Source organism: Enterobacter chengduensis (assembly GCF_001984825.2).
GTDB classification, from domain to species: Bacteria; Pseudomonadota; Gammaproteobacteria; order Enterobacterales; family Enterobacteriaceae; genus Enterobacter; species Enterobacter chengduensis.
The window spans coordinates 1356348-1372688 of sequence record NZ_CP043318.1; the positions used below are offsets into that span (position 1 = coordinate 1356348).

At 56.4% G+C, this 16341-nt stretch carries 14 protein-coding genes and 2 pseudogenes; 10 read left to right on the forward strand and 6 right to left on the reverse strand.

The genetic code is table 11. The annotated features are described in order from the left end of the window. Nucleotides 1-2 precede the first annotated feature (2 nt). The 3 genes and pseudogenes from FY206_RS06740 to FY206_RS06750 all read right to left on the reverse strand — a co-directional run. A pseudogene (locus FY206_RS06740) lies at nucleotides 3-188 on the reverse strand (integrase); the annotation flags it as partial. Between the two features lie 240 nt (nucleotides 189-428). Further along, nucleotides 429-635, reverse strand: a complete 207-nt coding sequence (locus FY206_RS06745) for a DUF4926 domain-containing protein (protein ID WP_032638630.1) — start codon at nucleotides 633-635, stop codon at nucleotides 429-431. A gap of 10 nt (nucleotides 636-645) precedes the next feature. Next, nucleotides 646-1740, reverse strand: a complete 1095-nt coding sequence (locus tag FY206_RS06750) for a DUF6883 domain-containing protein (protein WP_032638632.1) — start codon at nucleotides 1738-1740, stop codon at nucleotides 646-648. Between the two features lie 471 nt (nucleotides 1741-2211). Here FY206_RS06750 and yahO point away from each other — a divergent pair, with 471 nt between their 5' ends. From yahO to pheP, 8 genes and pseudogenes are all read left to right on the forward strand, one after another. Beyond that, nucleotides 2212-2430: a DUF1471 family periplasmic protein YahO gene (gene yahO, locus FY206_RS06755; RefSeq protein WP_032642487.1), complete on the forward strand. Its 219-nt coding sequence runs from the start codon at nucleotides 2212-2214 to the stop codon at nucleotides 2428-2430. Nucleotides 2431-2492: 62 nt separating this feature from the next. After that, nucleotides 2493-2639, forward strand: coding sequence for a transposase (locus tag FY206_RS25900; RefSeq protein ID WP_425535987.1), 147 nt, complete (start codon nucleotides 2493-2495; stop codon nucleotides 2637-2639). Between the two features lie 73 nt (nucleotides 2640-2712). Then, nucleotides 2713-3210, forward strand: a pseudogene (locus FY206_RS06760) (IS3 family transposase); the annotation flags it as partial. A gap of 336 nt (nucleotides 3211-3546) precedes the next feature. After that, on the forward strand, nucleotides 3547-4563 hold the full coding sequence (locus FY206_RS06765; RefSeq protein ID WP_032638635.1) for an iron ABC transporter substrate-binding protein: 1017 nt from the start codon (nucleotides 3547-3549) through the stop codon (nucleotides 4561-4563). Nucleotides 4564-4587: 24 nt separating this feature from the next. Next, entirely contained in the window at nucleotides 4588-6162 is a 1575-nt protein-coding gene (locus FY206_RS06770) for an ABC transporter permease (RefSeq protein WP_032638638.1), read from the forward strand. A gap of 1 nt (nucleotide 6163) precedes the next feature. Further along, nucleotides 6164-7186 carry an ABC transporter ATP-binding protein gene (locus FY206_RS06775; RefSeq protein WP_032638641.1) on the forward strand — a complete coding sequence of 341 codons (1023 nt, stop codon included), beginning with the start codon at nucleotides 6164-6166 and terminating at the stop codon, nucleotides 7184-7186. A 181-nt stretch (nucleotides 7187-7367) separates the two neighbouring features. Further along, on the forward strand, nucleotides 7368-9551 hold the full coding sequence (locus tag FY206_RS06780; protein WP_045890417.1) for a TonB-dependent receptor: 2184 nt from the start codon (nucleotides 7368-7370) through the stop codon (nucleotides 9549-9551). A gap of 103 nt (nucleotides 9552-9654) precedes the next feature. Beyond that, complete coding sequence (gene pheP, locus FY206_RS06785; RefSeq protein WP_032638645.1) at nucleotides 9655-11043, forward strand: phenylalanine transporter; 1389 nt, start codon at nucleotides 9655-9657, stop codon at nucleotides 11041-11043. 92 nt (nucleotides 11044-11135) lie between these two features. Here the strand turns inward: pheP and FY206_RS06790 are convergent, their stop codons facing one another. Next, nucleotides 11136-12380 carry a mechanosensitive ion channel family protein gene (locus FY206_RS06790; protein ID WP_032638648.1) on the reverse strand — a complete coding sequence of 415 codons (1245 nt, stop codon included), beginning with the start codon at nucleotides 12378-12380 and terminating at the stop codon, nucleotides 11136-11138. Between the two features lie 65 nt (nucleotides 12381-12445). Beyond that, complete coding sequence (locus tag FY206_RS06795) at nucleotides 12446-13882, reverse strand: MFS transporter (RefSeq protein ID WP_032638650.1); 1437 nt, start codon at nucleotides 13880-13882, stop codon at nucleotides 12446-12448. Nucleotides 13883-13989: 107 nt separating this feature from the next. Here FY206_RS06795 and FY206_RS06800 point away from each other — a divergent pair, with 107 nt between their 5' ends. Together FY206_RS06800 and FY206_RS06805 are read left to right on the forward strand one after the other, a co-directional pair. Further along, the gene (locus tag FY206_RS06800; protein WP_032638652.1) at nucleotides 13990-14859 is read left to right on the forward strand and encodes a helix-turn-helix transcriptional regulator; all 870 of its coding nucleotides are present in this window, start codon (nucleotides 13990-13992) and stop codon (nucleotides 14857-14859) included. Between the two features lie 153 nt (nucleotides 14860-15012). Beyond that, the gene (locus tag FY206_RS06805; RefSeq protein WP_032638654.1) at nucleotides 15013-15615 is read left to right on the forward strand and encodes a hypothetical protein; all 603 of its coding nucleotides are present in this window, start codon (nucleotides 15013-15015) and stop codon (nucleotides 15613-15615) included. 27 nt (nucleotides 15616-15642) lie between these two features. Here FY206_RS06805 and nfsB read toward each other — a convergent pair whose 3' ends face one another. Next, nucleotides 15643-16296 carry an oxygen-insensitive NAD(P)H nitroreductase gene (gene nfsB / locus FY206_RS06810; RefSeq protein ID WP_024906901.1) on the reverse strand — a complete coding sequence of 218 codons (654 nt, stop codon included), beginning with the start codon at nucleotides 16294-16296 and terminating at the stop codon, nucleotides 15643-15645. Nucleotides 16297-16341 lie beyond the last annotated feature (45 nt).

Sequence of the window (16341 nt, forward strand, 5' to 3'; positions counted from 1 at the left end):
ACTTACGCCAGCTTCAAACCAGCCTGATTTCCTCCCTGTGTCGTATTTGTGTCATGGTTGCCAAAAATGGCATCTATTTTCCGCGCGTGTTCGCTTAAATGGTTCGGCGCCAGGTGAGCGTAACGACGGACCATTTCGATCGACTCCCTGCCGCCCATTTCCTGCAGAACGCAACAAGGAAAGGCAGAACCGCACCAGAGCGCAGGGGAAGAAGATTGGACGCCAGGAAGCCACATAGCGCCGCGCCGCCGTTCATAGCTGCAAAGTCGAAGGGCTGAACCAGACCCAGACCGCAAAACTGCTGGGTTGTGCGATCCGTACTGTGGCAAATCACTGGAATGTATAGACAGACCGTTGTGGACTGATAAGCGGGAAAGGCATGATTGTCATCTTTCCCGTGTGGTTGTGTTGAATTAGCTCTACTGCAATCATTCTGGCGGGATGTAATCCGTTACTTGCTCAGGTAAAAGATCTGGCATTGCAATAGTTCGCCCTTCATCATCTACAAATTCAACCATGTAGGCCAGATATGGTTTTTCATGTATGAATACTATGGCACCGACCATGCCTTTAGTTAACCCTTTATCCGGCAAATCTTCCGCTAATACAACGACTTCAAACTCTTCTCTTCTCATGTCCTGCGTCTCACTTAACAAAAATTGTCGTCATGCGTGGAACGACGGCATCAGGTTCATATATCCAACCGCTACGTACTATCACTGTCTCACCGTTGGCGCCTAATATCGGCATATCTACGGCCATTCGCTGCCCGTGCTGGTTTGCCTCCAAAACTTTAGCGGGGGCGGTTAATATACCCTCTTGGACTCGACTCCCTAGCACGTCTGAATTTGTCGGGTTATAACCCAGCGCAGACTCGAATACTCTGGCCTTATGCCCTCCGACTGGGTGGTTAACATCTAAAGAGTAAGTCGCTAGTTTTCTGTAATCCACAACGGCGTGTTCGGCATTTAGCAATGCTCCTGACTCCGAGGTAAACCCCTTTAGTGCAGGAGATTCAAAAGTTGGAATTTTGCTTAACGACGATAATTCTTCTAGTTCGCCAGCAACGTTAATTTTTCCTATCGCTAGCCCAGCTGCTACTGATGCAGCGGTAATCAGTAATCCTTTGTTATCCATGACTTGATCGTAGCCCGCTAGCGCATCGCCTCCCAACTGTTCGGCTGTCTGCCTGAATCCCTCAATGTTGCCGTTGTAAACACCGCCAGCCGCAAGCAGTCGCCCGGCAGCTTTGGTGTTGATGGTTTTCGCCACCTGTGCGTACTGCACTGGCTCTCCGGAAGGTTGAAACTTTTCAGTTGCAGCGGGTTTCCTGCCGTTCTGGTTGCTGATGGCGAGCCGGAATGCACGCTGAAAATCACTGACAATCCAGCAGAACGGATCTGCGTTATCAAAAATCAGTTCACCATCAGCGCTGATATGGAACGGGTTTACTGTTTCGTCCCAGTGTACATCGGTATCAAGGCCGATAATCCAACCCTCCATCAGGTTTATTTCCAGATCATCATAAATTGGATCGTAGTCCGTTCGCTGATAGGGTTTGTTGTTAAGTCCATCTAGCGGTCTGGGAGCTTCGTTTACTGGTGCTGACGTGTATTTCCTGTAGTCCAGGTCATAGCAGTATGCCGCCTTTTCCATTGCAGCTTCAGGGGTCAGGATATGTTGGAACTTATCGGGCGACACTTCCCGTTCAAGTTCCCACAGTGTGTAGAGTCTGAGCATCAAACGTCCTGTTAGTCCATGATATTTGTATGGATTTTCCAGGCGGCAAGTCTATAAATCAATCATTTTGTTACCCAGTCAGTCATTGACATTACTTGCCTAAAGTATCCCCAGCTAAATGTTTTTATGGTGTTTTTCGTTGTAACTGATTGTTTTTTTGCTATTCGTTTGCGGTGATATGTGCCACATTAAAATAATTGTTAATCGGTGTTATCACTATTTCTTGATTGTTGGAAAGTCAGCCAACATTGAAAGGAGGCACTGTTTGGGGGGGCAAATATTATATTATTGTAACCTGAAGGGCTGGCCCTGTGCGCATTTACAACTATTCTTAATATTCGTAAGTTATTTCATGCAATGGGTTGTTATAAAAAAATCTCCTTAACATGTGGAATTTCCTGAAATTCTCTACCTTGCTCAATACACCTCGTCATCGTTGGGAGGATTTTCGTCGTTGCTGATTAAAAGGTTATGAAAAAGACGACTGCTATTTTGTTGAGAGCCGCGTTTCTGTTTACAACCAATGCCTTTGCTGCTGAGCTGCTGACGAAAAATGAATTCGAGAAAATAGCATCGCAGTATGAAAAAACCGGTACTGTTAACACTTTCAATGAAGTGTCGATTGATGATGCAAGACAAGTACTGATTGAGAAAGCAGACAAACAGAGCGCTGATGTCCTGGTGCTGTGATCTTACCCAGTAATAGTGGACAAGCGACTAAGTGAGTAAACTCTCAGCCAGAGGTGACTCACATGACAAAACCAGCATCAACCACCAAAAAGCCACGCAAGCAGCACTCGCCTGAATTCCGTCAGGAAGCCCTTAAACTCGCTGAGCGCATTGGTGTTGCCGCTGCAGCCCGCGAGCTCGGCCTGTATAAATCGCAGCTCTATAACTGACGCAGTAAACAGCAGCAACAGCTCTCATCCTCTGACCGCGAAAACGAACTCGCCGCTGAAAATGCCCGTCTCAAACGCCATCGGCCCGAACCAGAAGCGGGCAGGAGACATCAATTATCTTCGCACTGATGAAGGCTGGCAGTATCTGGCTGTCGTCATCGACCTGTGGTCGCGTGCCGTTATCGGCTGGTCAATGTCATCTCGGATGACGCCACAGCTGGCCTGCGACGCGTTACAGATGGCGTTGTGGCAACGTAAACGCCCGGACGATGTCATCGTCCACACAGATCGTGGCGGGCAGTACTGCTCAGCGGATTATCAGGCGCTACTGCAACGGCATAACCTGCGCGGCAGCGTGAGCGCAAAGGGTTGCTGTTACGATAATGCGTGTGTGGAGAGCTTCTTCCACTCGCTGAAAGTCGAATGTATCCACGGTGAACGCTTTATCAGCAGGGAAATAATGCGGACGACGGTATTTAATTATATCGAGTGCGATTACAATCGGTGGCGCCGTCACAGTGCCTGTGTCGGACTCAGCATGGAACAGCTTGAAAACCAGAACCTCGCTTAGGGCTGTGTTCACATTACGTGGGTAGGATCACTTCTCTCACTATTCCCTTTCGAACGGCCACGGGCACTCTTATTTTCTCATTCCAGATAAATAACCGCGTAATCAATAGACGCCTAATTAATATTCCTTAGCTCTGCTCTTAATGTTTTCTTAATCTTTATTTAATCCGTTTTTTAAATCTGGATTTTTATCATTTAAACCCCAGCCATAAAGAAATTTTACACTTTTACGCGTAAAGTGGATTGATACTAATTATCATTAGCGTTGTTGTATGCTTTAATCCTGTCCCACAAAGCTATGCGTCATTATTTCCGTTGCTCTATTAAGGATATGTTCATGAATTCTCGCCTGCTGTCCTGCTTCTCGCTTGCCTTGTTGTCTTCATCCCTTTTCCTTTCTACACAATCGGCTGCCGCCGACAACAGCGAAGATATCGTTGTTTATAACGCGCAGCACGAAAACCTGGTGAAGTCGTGGGTGAACGGTTTTACCAAAGAAACCGGGATTAAAGTTACGCTGCGTAATGGTGATGACAGCGAGCTGGGTAACCAGCTGGTTCAGGAAGGCAGCGCCTCGCCTGCAGACGTGTTCCTGACGGAAAACTCGCCGTCGATGGTGCTGGTGGATAACGCCAACCTGTTTGCCCCGCTGGATGCAGGCACCCTGAATCAGGTACCGGCAGAGTTCCGCCCGGCGCACGGCCGCTGGATCGGCATTGCCGCCCGCAGCACCGTATTCGTCTATAACCCGGCAAAACTGAGTGAACAGCAGCTGCCTAAGTCGCTGATGGATTTGGCAAAACCCGAGTGGAAAGGCCGCTGGGCGGCATCGCCGTCAGGCGCGGATTTCCAGGCCATCGTGAGCGCAATGCTGGCGCTGAAGGGCGAAAAGGCTACCCTGGAATGGCTCAAGGCGATGAAAGCCAACTTCGTTGCCTATAAAGGCAACAGCACCGTGATGAAAGCGGTCAATGCCGGTCAGATTGATGGCGGCGTGATCTATCACTACTACCGCTTTGTCGACCAGTCCAAAACCGGCGAAAACAGCAAAAACACCCAGCTCTACTACTTCAAACACCAGGATCCGGGCGCGTTTGTGAGCCTCTCTGGCGGCGGCGTGCTGGCGTCGAGCAAACACAAAGCGCAGGCGCAGGCCTTCATTAAATACATTACCGGCAAAGAAGGTCAGGAAAGCCTGCGCACCAACAATGCCTTTGAATATGCGGTGGGCGTGAACGCGGCCTCCAACCCGAAGCTGGTCCCGCTGAAAGATCTGGATGCACCGAAAGTTGAACCTTCAACGCTCAACGGTAAAAAGGTTATCGAGCTGATGACGCAAGCCGGTCTGCTGTGATCCTGAGAGTGAAGTGAAGGTCTTATGTCTGGTCTGAGTCTCGACATCGGAAAAAACAGCGTGCAGGCGCCTGCCCGCAGGCGCCCTGCGCTGCCGATGGTTGCGTTAGCCGTATTGTTTTCATTAATGGCGCTTCTGCCTTTGGGTTTTATCATTGCCATTGGCATTGAGACCGGCTGGGAAACCATTAAGACGCTGGTGTTCCGCCCCCGCGTGGCCGAGCTGCTCAGCAACACGCTGTGGCTGACGGCCTTAGCGGTTCCGCTGTGTATCGTGACGGGCGTGGCAATCGCCTGGCTCACCGAGCGCACGCAGCTTGCCGGGCGACGCCTCTGGTCCGCGCTGGCGGTTGCGCCGCTGGCGATCCCGGCGTTTGTGCAAAGCTACGCCTGGGTGAGCGTGGTGCCGTCCATGCATGGCCTTTCCGCGGGCGTGTTCCTCTCCGTTCTGGCCTACTATCCGTTTATCACTATGCCGGTTGCGGCGGTGCTGCGTCGCCTTGACCCGACGCTGGAAGATGTCGCCGCGTCGCTCGGCACGCCGCCGTGGCGGGTCTTTTTCCGCGTGGTGCTGCCCCAGCTCAAGCTGGCTATCTGCGGCGGCGCGCTGCTGGTGGCGCTGCACCTGCTGGCGGAGTACGGCCTGTACGTGATGATCCGCTTCGATACCTTCACCACGGCCATTTACGATCAGTTTCAGTCTACCTTCAGCGGCCCGGCGGCGAACATGCTGGCGGGCGTGCTGGCCTTGTGCTGTCTGGCGATCTTAGTGCTGGAAGGGGTGACGCGCGGGAAAGCACGCTACGCGCGCATTGGTGCCGGGGCCGCGCGCGAGCAGAAACGCTGGCCGCTGAAGCCAGCGGCTGCCGCGCTGGGCCAGCTGTTTTTCATTGTGCTGATCGTTCTGGCGCTGGGCGTGCCGTTAATCGTCCTGTGCCGCTGGATTTGGCTCGGCGGCGTGCAAAACTGGATGAGTGCCGATCTCTGGCACTCGCTGCGCCAGACGCTGATGCTCGGCGTGGGCGGCGCACTCCTGACGACGGCGTGCGTAATCCCCATCGCGTGGCTTGGGATCCGCTATCCCCGCCGTATCTTCCGGATGCTGGAGGGGTGCATCTATATCACCAGCTCGCTGCCGGGGATTGTCACCGCGCTGGCGCTGGTCACCGTCACCATTCACTACGCCCGTCCTGTTTATCAGACGGAAATCACCCTGTTCCTGGCCTATCTGCTGATGTTTATGCCCCGTGCGCTCATCAACCTGCGGGCGGGCATTGCGCAGGCGCCGGTTGAGCTGGAAAACGTGGCGCGCAGCCTGGGCAGCACGCCTGCAAAGGCGCTCTGGAGCGTCACGATGCGGCTGGCCGCGCCGGGTGCGGCTGCGGGTGCGGCGCTGGTTTTCCTCGGCGTCAGCAACGAGTTGACCGCCACGCTGCTGCTCTCTCCCCTGGGCACGCGCACGCTCTCCACCGGATTCTGGGCGCTGACCAGTGAAATTGACTATGTTGCCGCCGCGCCTTACGCGATGCTGATGATCCTGATTTCACTCCCGCTGACCGCCATTCTCTATATGCAGTCGAAAAAAATTGCAGGGCTATGACATGCTTGAATTAACCGCCATTTCTAAATCGTTTTCTGATGTGCAGGTGCTCGACAGCTTAAACCTGAGCGTTGCGCCGGGGAGCAGGACGGCGATTGTCGGGCCGTCCGGGTCGGGAAAAACCACGCTGCTGCGCATTCTTGCCGGGTTCGAAACGCCTGACACGGGGCGTATTGTCATGCAGGGGAGCACGCTGTTTGATGAAAACCGTTTTGTTCCCGCCCACCTGCGCCGGATTGGCTTTGTGCCTCAGGAGGGCGCGCTGTTTCCGCATCTCAACGTGGCAGACAACATTGCCTGGGGGCTGGACGGCACCCGTCACGAGAAGCGCCAGCGCGTTGAGGCGCTGATGGAGATGGTCTCTCTGGACCGGCAGCTCGCAACGCACTGGCCCCATGAGATTTCCGGCGGACAGCAGCAGCGCGTGGCGCTTGCCCGTGCGCTGGCCCAGCGTCCTTCGCTGATGCTGCTTGATGAACCGTTCTCGGCGCTGGATACCGGCCTGCGCGCCATGACGCGTAAGGCAACGGCGGACCTGCTTGCCGAAGCGGGCGTTGCCTCGATTCTGGTCACCCACGATCAGAACGAAGCGCTGTCTTTTGCCACGCAGGTGGCCGTCATGCGCGCCGGACGCTTCACGCAGGTCGGTACGCCTTATGACGTCTACACGCGTCCCGTTGATGAAGAGACGGCGCTATTTCTTGGCGATGCCGTGATCATGCCTGCCCAGCTGGGTGCCGGGTATGCCCTATGCGCGCTGGGTAACGTGCCAACGGATAGCGCCCATGCGGCTGGAGAGGGCAAGGTGATGATGCGCCCTGAGCAACTACTCGTGACGGCATGTGCATCGCACGAAAGCCCGATCTCGATTCTTGATGTGGATTTTACCGGCCAGCTGTCGACGCTCACCCTGGGGCTACCCGGACAGCAGCAGCCCGTGATCCTCAAGACCATCAGCCAGCCAGGATGGAACCCGGGCACGGCGGTACGTATAGATATTACGGGCACCGCGCGCGTTTTATGATTTTACCCACCCCGAAACGGGGTGGTTGTTCCCCTGACTTTCTCTCCACGCCTCCCTCATGAGCGCGGTGACGCTTGCTAACGCATGGATAATGCGTATAGTTCTCATTTGCATTGCAGTCAACATACTCTAAGGCCCGATAACGGGTCGTTTTTTGCGCGCACTTTCAAATGAGTTAACGATGAACAACACCAACATACACAAAACGCTGCTGGCGCTCGCCGTTGGCGCGGTGACGCATTCCGCCTTCGCGGCGGAGGATCAAAAAGAGGACACCCTCGTTGTGCAATCTGCCCCTGCCGGCGATTTCAAACCCGGTGGTGACCAGCTGGTACCGGCCTTCCTTGACGGACAGGTGGCGAACGGCGGGCGTATGGGGATGCTGGGCCAGCAGAACGCCATGGACGTGCCGTTTAACATCATCAGCTATACCTCGAAGCTGGTAGAAGATCAGCAGGCGAAAACCATAGCCGATGTCGTCGCTAACGACGCCGGGGTGCAGTTCGTTCAGGGGTACGGCAACAGCGCGGAAACCTACCGCATCCGTGGCCTGAAGTTTGACGGCGACGATATGACCTTTGGCGGCCTGTCCGGCGTGCTGCCGCGCCAGGTGGTGGATACCCAGATGGTCGACCGCATTGAGATCTTCAAAGGGGCTAACTCGCTGATGAACGGCGCGGCAAGCTCCGGCGTGGGCGGGATGATCAACCTTGAGCCAAAACATGCGGGGGAACTCCCGCAGGCTAAAGTCGGCGTGGACTACACTTCGGATTCCCAGATAGGCACGACGCTGGATGCGGGCCGTCGCTATGGCGACGACGACCAGTTTGGCGCGCGGGTGAACCTGGTCCATCGCGAAGGGGAAACCGGCATACCGAACGACCGCCGCCGCACCACGCTGCTTTCAACCGGTCTGGATTACAGCGGTGACCGCTTCCGCACCTCGCTGGATCTGGGCTATCAGAAGAAAACCTTCCACGGCAGCCCGACCAGCGTGAATATTTCGGCGGTCGATTTCGTGCCCGAACCGCCGAAAAACGATCGTAACTTCTCGCAGAAGTGGGCCTACAGCAACATCGAAAACGAATTTGGGATGTGGCGCAGCGAGTACGACATCACCGACGGCTGGACCGCCTACACCGGTCTTGGCGCACAGCACGCGCACGAAGAAGGGATCTACAGCGCGCCGAAGCTGGTTGATAAAAGCGGTAAGGCAACGGTCAGCCGTCTTGATACCAACCGCATCAGCGATGCCGTCAGCGGCATGGCGGGTATTCGCGGCAACTTCACTACCGGCTTCGTCTCGCACAAGGTTAACGTTGGCTATTCGGCGATGACCAAAAACGAAAAAATCGCGTGGAAAATGTCGGCGGCGAAGGATAACCCGACCACCAACATCTATCACAACACAGGCGTTGATATGCCGGACAGCACCAACTTCAACGGCTCAGGCGGCAAATACAGCGATCCGCTGACCAGCGGGCGCACCCGCACCCAGGGCTGGCTGCTGAGCGATACGCTGGGCGTACTGGACGACAAGCTGCTGTTCACCGCTGGCGCGCGCCATCAGAAAGTGGTTATCCGCGGATATAACAAAGTGACTGGTGCAGAAAATGCGGCGGACGGCTTCGACGGCAGCCGCTGGATGCCCACCTACGGCGTGGTCTATAAGCCGTGGGAGCCGATTTCTCTTTATGCCAACCACACCGAGGCGCTACAGCCGGGCAAAACCGCGCCCAACAGCGCCACCAATTACGGCCAGAGCACCGGTATCGTCCACTCGAAGCAGAACGAAGTGGGCGTGAAGGCGGACTTTGGCCGCGTGGGCGGATCGCTTGCGCTGTTCGAAATCAAAATGCCGTCGGCGATCCTTGACGACAGCGGTCACTATGGACTGGACGCCGAACAGCGTAACCGTGGCGTGGAGCTAAACGTCTTCGGCGAGCCAGCGCTGGGGATGCGCCTGAACGCCAGCGCCACCTGGCTGCAGGCCGAGCTCACCAAAACCAAAAATGGCGTGAATCAGGGTAACGATGCGATCGGTGTCCCGAACTTTTACGCCGTGCTGGGTGCAGAGTACGACATCAAGCCGATTGACGGTCTAACCGCGACCGCGCGCGTGAACCACTCCGGGGCACAGTACGCTGACCTGGCAAACACCAAAAAGCTGGACAGCTACACCACGCTGGATCTGGGGATGCGCTATCGCTTCGCGGTGAACCACAATGCAAACCAGATGACCGTCCGCGCGGGCATCGACAACGTGACCAATGAAAACTACTGGGCTAGCGTGGACGATTCCGGTACCTACATCACGCAGGGTGAACCGCGAACCTTTAAGGTCTCGGTTGGCTACGCGTTTTAAGCGTTCCACCTCGTTATCCGGGGCACGGATGCCCCAATCCCTTGCTACCTCCAGCATGAAGTGTTAAAACGTGCCCCTTCTAAAAAAGAGACAGGGGTAGGACGTGAAAGACGCGTCATCCGCTTCAGGCCAGGGTAGTGCCGAAGCCACGTCGGACCAGAATCCGACGCTGCAACGTGGTTTGCAAAATCGACATATTCAGTTAATTGCCCTCGGCGGTGCCATCGGTACCGGGCTGTTCCTCGGCATTGGCCCCGCGATTCAGATGGCTGGCCCGGCGGTTCTGTTGGGTTACGCTATCGCCGGGATTATTGCCTTCCTGATCATGCGCCAGCTTGGCGAGATGGTTGTTGAAGAGCCGGTTTCAGGCTCCTTCGCGCACTTTGCCTATAAATACTGGGGCCCGTTTGCCGGCTTCCTGTCCGGCTGGAACTACTGGGTCATGTTCGTGCTGGTGGGGATGGCGGAGCTGACCGCCGCAGGCATTTACATGCAGTACTGGCTGCCGGATGTCCCGACGTGGATCTGGGCGGCGGCCTTCTTCATCATTATTAACGCGGTTAACCTCGTCAACGTGCGCCTGTATGGCGAAACCGAGTTCTGGTTTGCGCTGATCAAGGTGCTGGCGATTATCGGGATGATCGGCTTTGGGCTGTGGCTGCTGTTTTCCGGCCACGGCGGCGAGCGCGCCACGATCGACAACCTGTGGCAGCACGGCGGCTTCCTCGCCACCGGCTGGAAAGGGCTGATCCTCTCCCTGGCCGTGATCATGTTCTCTTTCGGTGGATTAGAGCTGATTGGTATTACCGCCGCGGAAGCGCGCGACCCGCATAAAAGCATTCCAAAAGCGGTTAACCAGGTGGTGTACCGTATTCTGCTGTTCTACATCGGCTCGCTGGTGGTGCTGCTGGCGCTCTACCCGTGGGTGGAAGTGAAGTCCGACAGCAGCCCGTTCGTGATGATTTTCCACGATCTGAACAGCAACGTGGTCGCCTCAGCGCTCAACTTCGTCATTCTGGTGGCGTCGCTGTCGGTCTATAACAGCGGGGTTTACTCCAACAGCCGTATGCTGTTCGGCCTCTCCGTGCAGGGCAACGCGCCGAAGTTCCTCACCCGCGTCAGCCGCCGAGGCGTGCCGATCAATTCGCTGCTCCTTTCCGGGGCGATTACGTCTTTAGTTGTGCTGATCAACTACCTGTTGCCAAAAGCGGCGTTTGGCCTGCTGATGGCGCTGGTTGTCGCCACGCTGCTGCTGAACTGGATTATGATCTGCCTCGCGCACCTGCGCTTTCGCGCCGCGATGCGCCGTAAGGGACGCGAGACGCAGTTCAAAGCGCTGCTTTATCCTGCGGGGAACTACCTCTGTATCGCCTTCCTGGGGCTGATTCTGGTGCTGATGTGCACCATGGACGAGATGCGTCTTTCGGCGATGCTGCTGCCGGTGTGGGTGGTGTTCCTGTTTGTGGCGTTTAAGCTTTCCCGTAACAAGTAGCACGGTTTTCTCCCTCTCCCCGTGGGAGAGGGCGCCAGACCGCACCCGTCTTCACGCCCGGTGGCGCGTCGCTTACCGGGCCTACAAACGGATTATCTGGCGATAACGCCCGCCAGGGATCGAATATCATTCCCGGTCGGGGACTGGTGAATACGCAGCCCAAACTCATCCACCACCGCGAAAATATGGTCGAAAATGTCGGCCTGAATTTCCTCATATTCCGCCCAGACCACCGTATTGGTGAAGGCATATATTTCAATCGGCAGACCGTTCGCGTCTGGTGCCAGCTGGCGCACCATCAGCGTCATATCTTTACGAATGCGCGGATGGTTGCGCAGATATTCATTCAGGTAGGCGCGAAAGGTGCCAATATTGGTCATCTTGCGCAGGTTTAATACCGACTCCCCTTCGCCGTTTTTCTGATTCCACAGGTTTATTTCCTCGTGTCGCGCGGCGAGATAGGGCTTCAGCAGTTTTGCCTGAATAAGTTTCTGCTGCTCCTGCTCGTCGAGAAAATGAATGCTGGTGGTATCGATATTCAGGCTGCGCTTAATGCGTCGCCCGCCGGAGGCAGACATCCCGCTCCAGTTGATAAAGGCGTCGGAGACCAGCGCCCACGTCGGAATGGTCGTAATGGTATTATCGAAATTGCGCACCTTAACGGTGGTCAGCCCAATGTCCGTCACCGTGCCGTTGGCGCCGTATTTCGGCATCTCCAGCCAGTCGCCAAGCTTGAGCATGTCGTTGGCGGAAAGCTGAATGCCTGCGACAAGCCCCAGTATCGGGTCTTTAAATACCAGCATTAATACCGCCGCCATGGCGCCCAGGCCGCTGATCAGAATCGCCGGGGACTGGCCGATCAGCAGGGAGATAATCAATATCCCCACCAGGATCGCGCTCACCAGCTTGATGCCCTGGAAAATCCCTTTCAGCGGCAATTGTGACGCGGTGGCCATTTTCTGCGACAGATTAAAAATCACGTCCAGCAGCGAGAAGAAGGAGAGCAGGGCGTACACCATCACCCACAGCTTCGCGCAGGTGGTGAGGATCTCCGCCGCTTCGCTGCCTTTTTGCAGCCACAGTACGGCCTGTACGTTGACGATTATCCCCTGAAGGGTAAACGCCAGGCGGTGAAATAATTTATTCTGGGTAATGATCTGCAGCCACAAATGGCTGCTGGCCTGCGCGCGCTTTTCGAAAGCGCGAAGCACCACTTTGTGCAGAATAAAATGAAGGATGATGGCGGTAAGAAAAATAATACCAAAGATAATCACTAAAGAGGTGGTGTGATTAATTTCAATGCCTAACTCTTCAACCTGAGCAATTAATTCCTGCATAACGTCTCCTGTATTGTTGCAGCCCCATAATGGCGGCTGCGGATCTATTATGCAAATTCGCGAACCTATTTGGCGGTCTGACAGACTTTCGCGACGGGCAGGCACAGGCGATGGCGCATGCGCAGCGTCGCCAGGGCCAGCACGACCATCATGGCCGTTTCCACCGTCAGGAAGACGTTCACTGCCTGGGTGTAATCTCCGTGATGGTTCTGCAGCGCGTGCAGCAAAATGGCGCCAAAAATGGCCGGTCCAAGCCCCAGCGCGGCCTGCTGCAGCGTGCTGAGAATGGCGCTCGCGGCGCCCGCGTCGTCAGGCTTGATATCGCGCATCCCGATGCGGTAGAAGCTGTTCACGATCAGCGCCTGCCCATAGCCAACCAGCCCGGTCGCAGGTGCCAGCGTCAGGGCCGTATTTTGCACGCCCCAGTAGCGGAACGTGGCGATCAGCGCCAGCAGGCCAGTAATCTGGATCGCCAGCCCCGTCAGCAAAATGGTGCCGGTGCTGTAGCGAGCAATCAGCCGCGGCGCGAACCATGCGGAGATAAAATAGGTCACCCCAAGGGCGATAAAACTGTTCCCGGACTGCCAGGGCGCCATCCCCAGACCGGTTTGCATGGTCAGCGCCATACAGAACATAAATCCGGACCAGACGCTGAAAAAGAGCACCGCAATCAGCGTGCCAAAGCGGACGCTGCGAAGCGCAAGCAGGCGCGGCGGGATCAGCGGGTGGGCATTCTCGCGCTCTTTTTTACGCGCATTGAGTGCCATCAGCCAGGCCAGCGGGACGAGTGCGAGCAGCATCGCCTTCAGCGGCCAGGACCAGTGCCACTGCGGACCGAGCGCCATCGGGAACAGCAGGCAGCAAAGCATAATCGCCAGCAGCACGGTACCCGTCCAGTCGATGCGTGACGGCGTCTCGCGACGGGTTTCAGGCACGTAGCGGCGGCTCAGCGCCAGCACCGCCAGGCAGATCGGCACGTTGATAAAGAAGGCGTTACGCCAGCCCAGCCCGGCGATATCCGCCGACACCAGCCAGCCGCCGCCCATCTGGCCCACGATAAACGCGATCCCACCGATGCCGCCAAACAGGCTGATGGCCTTCGCGTGCGCCGTACCTTTCAGCGTCACGTGCAGCGTGGCAAGAATTTGCGGCACGATCAGGGCGGCACCCGCACCCTGTACGATGCGCGCGGCCAGCAGCTGCTCAATGTTCCCCGCCAAACCGCACAGCAGCGAGGCCAGGCCAAAGCTCGCCACGCCCCACATAAACAGGCGACGGCGGCCCAGGTTATCCCCCAGCTTGCTGCCGAGCGCGAGGCAGACGGCGAAGGCCACGCCGTAGAGGGCGACAATCAGCTCCAGCTCGGTGGCGGTGGCCTGCAGTGAATGGGTGATGGCGTCCAGCGCCACGTTGGTGATTGAGGTATCAATCATCGGCAGCATCTGGCCGGTAAGCAGCAATATCAGGCCAGCGCGGCCCGGTGAAACAACTGACGTATTCATGGTAACTCCATTGCGTCATTCATCAGATGGTCGTAGCATCAACCATCTGATAAACGGGTACCAGTTCTTGCTTATACTGGTACTGGTACTACCATGCAGGGGGATTTATGGCCTTGATGTCTGAACCTGTTACCTCACTTCAGGATGACACGCGAAAGCAGCTGGGCGCATTTTTACGCGCGCGGCGTGAAAGCCTCGACCCGCAGCGACTCGGGCTGCCGCGCAGCGGTCGCCGCCGCACGCCGGGTCTGCGGCGGGAAGAGGTGGCGATGCTCGCTGACGTGGGCGTGACCTGGTACACCTGGCTTGAGCAGGGCAGGGACGTCAATCCGTCCAGCGCGGTGATGGCCGCGGTGGCGAAAGCGCTGCAATGCACCCCGACCGAGGCCCGGCACCTGTTCGTGCTAGCCGGGCTGCCGCCGGGTGAAGCGCCGCAGGCGGTCTGCTGCGAGGGGATCAGCGAAGGCACGCGCCGCCTGCTGGATACGCTGATGCCGAAACCGGCCAGCATCCAGAAACCGAATTTCGACATCGTGGCGTGGAACGACAGCTTCGGGCACCTGATGGGTGTGGATTTCAATGCCATCCCGCCGGAAGATCGCAACTGTATTTACCTGTTCCTCACCCATCCGGCGTGGCGCGCGCGCCTCGGCAGGCGCGACGACGTGCTGCCCATCTTTGTCTCCTATTTCCGCGCGGCGATGGCCGAACACCGGGGTGACCCGCTGTGGGAAGCCAAACTGGCGCGCTTCTTTGCGGTGTCTGAGGAGTTCAAAACGCTGTGGCACCAGCGCAACGACGTGCGCGGCGTGGAGAACCAGCTCAAGCTGTTTACCCATCCCGAGCTGGGGGATTTTACGCTGCAGCAGATGTACTGGTACTCCGCGCCGCGAAACGGGTCCCGGCTGCTGGTGTACCTCCCGGTGGATGAAGCGGGGGAGCGGGCAATGGCATGGCTGTCGTCGCAGGGGAAATAGGTTTTTTGCGAGGGGCTTTCAGGGAATCAGCACGGCTCCTGCCGTGTCGGTTCACATTGCGTAAGATAAGGTCTGAATGAGACCAACCTGCTGAATCTACATCATTTAGATGAGTAGTGAAGTGGACTATACTTACGCAATGAGAAACCACCGATGTCGCCACTAATGATTGATTCCGCAGAATTTAGCCAAAAACTTGGGCTTACCACTCAAAACGTTGAACATACTGAAGCGTTTCTGTTGCGGGGCACGGTGGATTTTCATCTGCCAGGTTTTTTGTTGCCTGTGGGGTATCGGCTTCTGAAGTCGCGCTATAGCGATGAATACCGTCTCGTGATGACCGACGACGGTAAGCCTTATACGGCATATGCCGTGAAGCTGACGTTTCATAGAGAAATTACCTTTCCTCACGGGGCCGCCACGCAAGTGATGGTCTGGCGTACGCCCCGCGCGGTCCATCAATCCGTTATCAGCGGGTTGCCACAACTTTTCTTTCAGTGGGTGCTCAGTGAATACGACATCGTGGTCTCAGACAGCGAGCAAACGGGAGACGGGCAGCGGTTTTGGTTGCGGATGATAGACTGGGCGTTCAGCATGAATTACCAGATAAGCGTGGCGGACGGTACGGTAGGCGCAGAGTGGGAATTAACACCAGTGAGTTCATACGCTGAACTGGAAGAGCGCTGGATTGCGTTTGCCTGGGGAAACGATCGTGATGTCCATCCGCATCGCAGACTGGTCATCAGTAAAGCGTAACGGGCCGCGCGGGGCGGCCCATCGGGATTAGCACTCGGTCACAATCGTGCTCAGCGGCAGGCGAGACTTCGGCAGCGTGGCGTTGAAATCTTCCACGCTGTGATGGCCAACCGGTACCACCACCAGGCTGGTAAAGCCTTTCTCTTTCAGGCCAAACTCTTCGTCGAGAATTGCGGCGTCGAAACCTTCAATCGGTACCGCGTCCAGACCCATTGCGCCCACGCCCAGCAGGAAGTTGCCGACGTTCAGGTAAACCTGCTTCGCCATCCACTGGTCGTCATCTTTCAGGTCTACGCGGTGCATGTCGGCGAAATAGGTGCGGCCCTTATGGTTCGCGGCTTTGGCTTCTGGCGTGTTAAAACGGCCATCGGCCTCTTCCTGATCCACAACGCGCTCCAGCCAGGCATCGTCCATCGCGGTTTTCGCGCAGAACACCACCACGTGAGACGCATCCAGCATTTTGCGTTCGTTGAACACATAGGTTCCCGCGGCGGATTTCGCCACGCGCGCTTTTCCTTCCTCGGTGCTGGCAACAATGAAGTGCCACGGCTGGGAGTTGGTGCTGGACGGGCTGTACTGCAGCAGGGTTTTGATTTTTTCCGCTTCTTCTGCGGTCAGTTTTTTGCTTGCGTCGAACGCCTTGGTTGAGTGGCGTTTCAGGGCGACAGAAATGATATCCATAACAACTCCTGGTGATGAAATTCGCCCGCTCGCGGGCGCGAAAGG